Below are 3,509 nucleotides of genomic sequence, written 5' to 3' on the forward strand. Positions count from 1 at the left end.
GTTGCGGAAAGTTGGTTGTCGTTGGCCAGGGCTATGTGGGCCTGCCGTTGGCGATGCGGGCGGTCGATGTCGGCTGGTCGGTCGTCGGGATCGAGATCGACGAAGGACGGGTCAAACGGCTCGGCATCGGCGAGTCGTACGTGGAGGACATCCCGGACTCGATCGTGGCCGCCGCACTCGAAAGCGGTCGTTACCATGCGTCGTCCCACTACGCGGACGCCGCCGGGTTTGACGTGGCTGTCGTGACGGTTCCGACGCCGCTGCGGGACGGCGTTCCGGACCTGTCCTATATCGAGAGCGCCGGGCGCAGCCTCGGTGCGCAGCTGGTGGCCGGGGCGACCGTGGTGCTGGAGTCCACGACGTACCCGGGCACCACCGACGAACTGTTCGGGCCTCTGCTGGAGGAGTCCTCAGGGCTGGTCGCCGGGGACTCGTTCTTCCTCGGATACTCGCCGGAGCGGATCGACCCGGGTAATCCGACCTGGAACCTGGTCAACACCCCGAAAGTAGTCTCGGGGATCGACGCGGCGTCGCTGCGGGCCGTACGGGAGTTCTACGACACCCTCGTCGAACGGACCGTGCCGGTGGCGTCCATCCGTACGGCGGAACTGACCAAGTTGCTGGAGAACACCTTCCGGCACGTCAACATCGCTTTGGTGAACGAGCTGGCGATGTTCGCCCACGAACTGGGGGCCGACGTCTGGGAGGCCATCGAGGCGGCGTCGACCAAGCCGTTCGGCTTCCTGCGCTTCACCCCCGGTCCCGGCGTCGGCGGGCACTGCCTGCCGATCGACCCGTCCTACCTGTCGTGGCGGGTGCGGCGCAGCCTCGGGCGTAGCTTCCGGTTCGTGGAGCTCGCCAACGATGTGAACGACAACATGCCCGACCATGTCGTGCGCCGGGCCGTGGAGATGCTCAACCGTCGGCGCATGGCTGTGAACGGCAGCCGGATCCTCCTGCTGGGGCTGGCCTACAAGAAGAACACCAGCGACACTCGGGAGTCCTCGGCGGTGCGGGTCGCCGCTCTGCTCGCCGCTCTCGGCGCGGACGTGCGAGCCGCGGACCCTCATGTCGACGACTCCTGCCTGCCGTCGGGCGTGGCCTTTGTCGAGGCGGACGCCCAGGAACTGGCCGCCGCCGACCTGGTCGTAGTCCTGGTCGATCACGATGCCTTCGAGCGGGGCCTGGTGGCACGCAACGCCCGCGCTGTTCTCGACACCCGCTGTTGGCTGCCGTCGCGGCGCTCCGGAGGCCATGATGATGTTGAGGTTGCCGGGGCTGATGTTGTCCTCCTGTGACGAGCGGTCCCCGTCCCGGCCGTCGGGTGGGTCGCTTGCGCGTTGGCGGCGCCGAGTGCGCCGACCGGCTGGTGGTACTCGCCTCGTCGCCGGTCAGGCCGCGTGAGCGCCGCCCGGCCACGGACGGTGCTCCACGTCGTCGACACCGTGAACCGGAGTGGTCTGCTGCCGCGCACCGTCGAGCTGATGAGCCGGCTCGATCCGACTGAGTTCCGGCTGGTGTTCTGCGCCCTGGCCGGCGGACCGGGAGCGTTTGATCACGAGATCCGCTCGCTCGGGGGACAGGTGTACCACTGCCGGCTCGGCCCGTCCTTCCCGCGTGCTTTCTTCCTGTTGCTTCGCCAACTGCGGCCGTCGGTAGTCCACTCGTGGGCGCGGACATCCACCGGGACTGTGCTCGGGCTCGCCCGGATGGCCCGGGTGCGGCGGCGCGTCGCCCATCTCCACGACAGCCTGGGCGGGCGGGGCAGCGGCCCGGTGACGTGGCTGGGGCGCGCTGTCGACCGAAGCCTGATTGACGCTGGCGCGACCGATCTGCTGGCGGTGTCCGAGACCACCATCCGCAGGTTCTGGTGTTCCCAATGGCGGGCCGACCCGCGCTGCCGGGTGATCTACGACGGATTGGCGGTCGAGCCGTTTGGCGTTGCCATCGCGGCCCGGCGGCGAGCGCTGGAGGCCGCGCCGGCGGGCGTCGACATCCCGATCACCATGCTTCACACCGGACGGCTCGCGACGAACGACACGGGCCGGCTTCGCCCGGTGGAGATCCTTGCGGCGCTCAGCGCCCGCGGGGCCGACGCCCGCCTGCGGCTCGTCGGGCCTCAGGAGCCCGCGGAAACCGCGGCGCTGCTCGCCGCCGCGGTCAGGCATGATGTCCGCGATCGTGTCGAGCTGCTCGGGGAACGCGACGACATCCCGCGGCTGCTGGTCGCCGCGTCCTTGTTGCTGGTCACCTCCGACCGCGAAAGCCTGCCCAGCGCTGTGCCGGCAGCCTGCGCGGTGGGCACTCCCGTGCTGTCCGCGGACCTGGCCGGCGTAGGGGAGATCTCTCGGCTCCTGCCAGGGATCACCATGCTGCCGTTGTCCGCCGCGGACGGGCTCTGGGCCGACGCCGCGCGGGCGCTGACCGACGTCCCGCCATCGCTGGACGATCGACGGGCCGCGCTGCGGCACTTCGTCCGTTCACCGTTCACGATCGAGAACTGGCAGCGGGAGCTGACCGCGATATGGTCCGGGTCGCTTTCCACAGCCCTTCCAGCACTGCGCGGAAAGTCATGATCAAATGATATTTGATCATGATTGAGAATGTCTGCTGGGGGAATTCATAGGGATGCGGCAGGGGGTTTTCCGCAGACCATTTTAGCCGTTGTCGGATATCTATTAAAGCCGTCCACGGAACGGCCGATGAACGTTTATCGGCAGGTTTTCCGGGTTGGGCTGGCGTACTGGCTGGGCCGTCACCACGTTCTTCTGTTCTTCCTTTTCCTTTTTCTTTTCGAGTTCGCAGCCGGTTGCCGAGGCGCGGCGGCACAAGTCGTTACGACCGGGGGCTGTCGCCGTAACTTGTGCCGCCGCACCCGCTGAAAGGTACCGGCGGCCCCCACCCCGGTGGGGTGAGTGGGGACGGAGGCGGGGACCGCCGATACCCGTTCGACCTCGGTGGCCAGGGCACGGTTAGCCGGCCACCGAGGAGCTTGTAGGCGTCCTCCGGCCGAACCGAAGACGGCGCGAAAAGGGCCAATATCGCGCCGCCCTCGGCCGGCCGGAGGCGGGAGAAACGATCTCGCGTCCAGCCCTCTTCCGCATGTTTCCAGCGGCGGTTGGTGGCTGAACTGTTTGGCAGCTTAGGGCGCTTCAAGCACGTGCGTCTACTCCCAGTTAGGCGACATCCGTCCCAGCGGAATGTGGTTCGCCCGCTGACCGCCGAGCCCTGAAATTACCGCGCCGCGCCGCATACGAGCGAGGCGATTCGCTGTCCACGGAGCTGCCCGTGTATGAATTCTCGGTTCGCCCCGGCGTATCGCTCATTTTCCGGTACCGGTCCGCCGAAATACATTCGAGACGGTATCGCCGAGGTGAACTCCGCCCTGCCTGGAATACCGGTCCGTGCCACCGGCGCCACCGGAGCCGGGGCCGGGGTCGGGGCGACGGCCCACCCGCGCCGGTGCCGGTATGGCCGTGCCGGCATCGACGCGACGCGGTGAGCCGCGG

2 protein-coding genes and 1 pseudogene are annotated in these 3,509 nt (G+C 68.3%); 2 read left to right on the forward strand and 1 reads right to left on the reverse strand.

All coding sequences use genetic code 11. The annotated features are described in order from the left end of the window. Window positions 1-11: 11 nt before the first annotated feature. On the forward strand, window positions 12-1,298 hold the full coding sequence (locus MJ783_RS03705) for a nucleotide sugar dehydrogenase (RefSeq protein WP_239308530.1): 1,287 nt from the start codon (window positions 12-14) through the stop codon (window positions 1,296-1,298). 102 nt (window positions 1,299-1,400) lie between these two features. Continuing rightward, entirely contained in the window at window positions 1,401-2,576 is a 1,176-nt protein-coding gene (locus MJ783_RS03710; protein ID WP_239308501.1) for a glycosyltransferase, read from the forward strand. 746 nt (window positions 2,577-3,322) lie between these two features. Here MJ783_RS03710 and MJ783_RS03715 read toward each other — a convergent pair. Further along, a pseudogene (locus MJ783_RS03715) lies at window positions 3,323-3,509 on the reverse strand (hypothetical protein); the annotation flags it as partial.

This window comes from Protofrankia sp. Cj3, from assembly GCF_917627355.1.
Classification (GTDB): Bacteria; Actinomycetota; Actinomycetes; order Frankiales; family Frankiaceae; genus Protofrankia.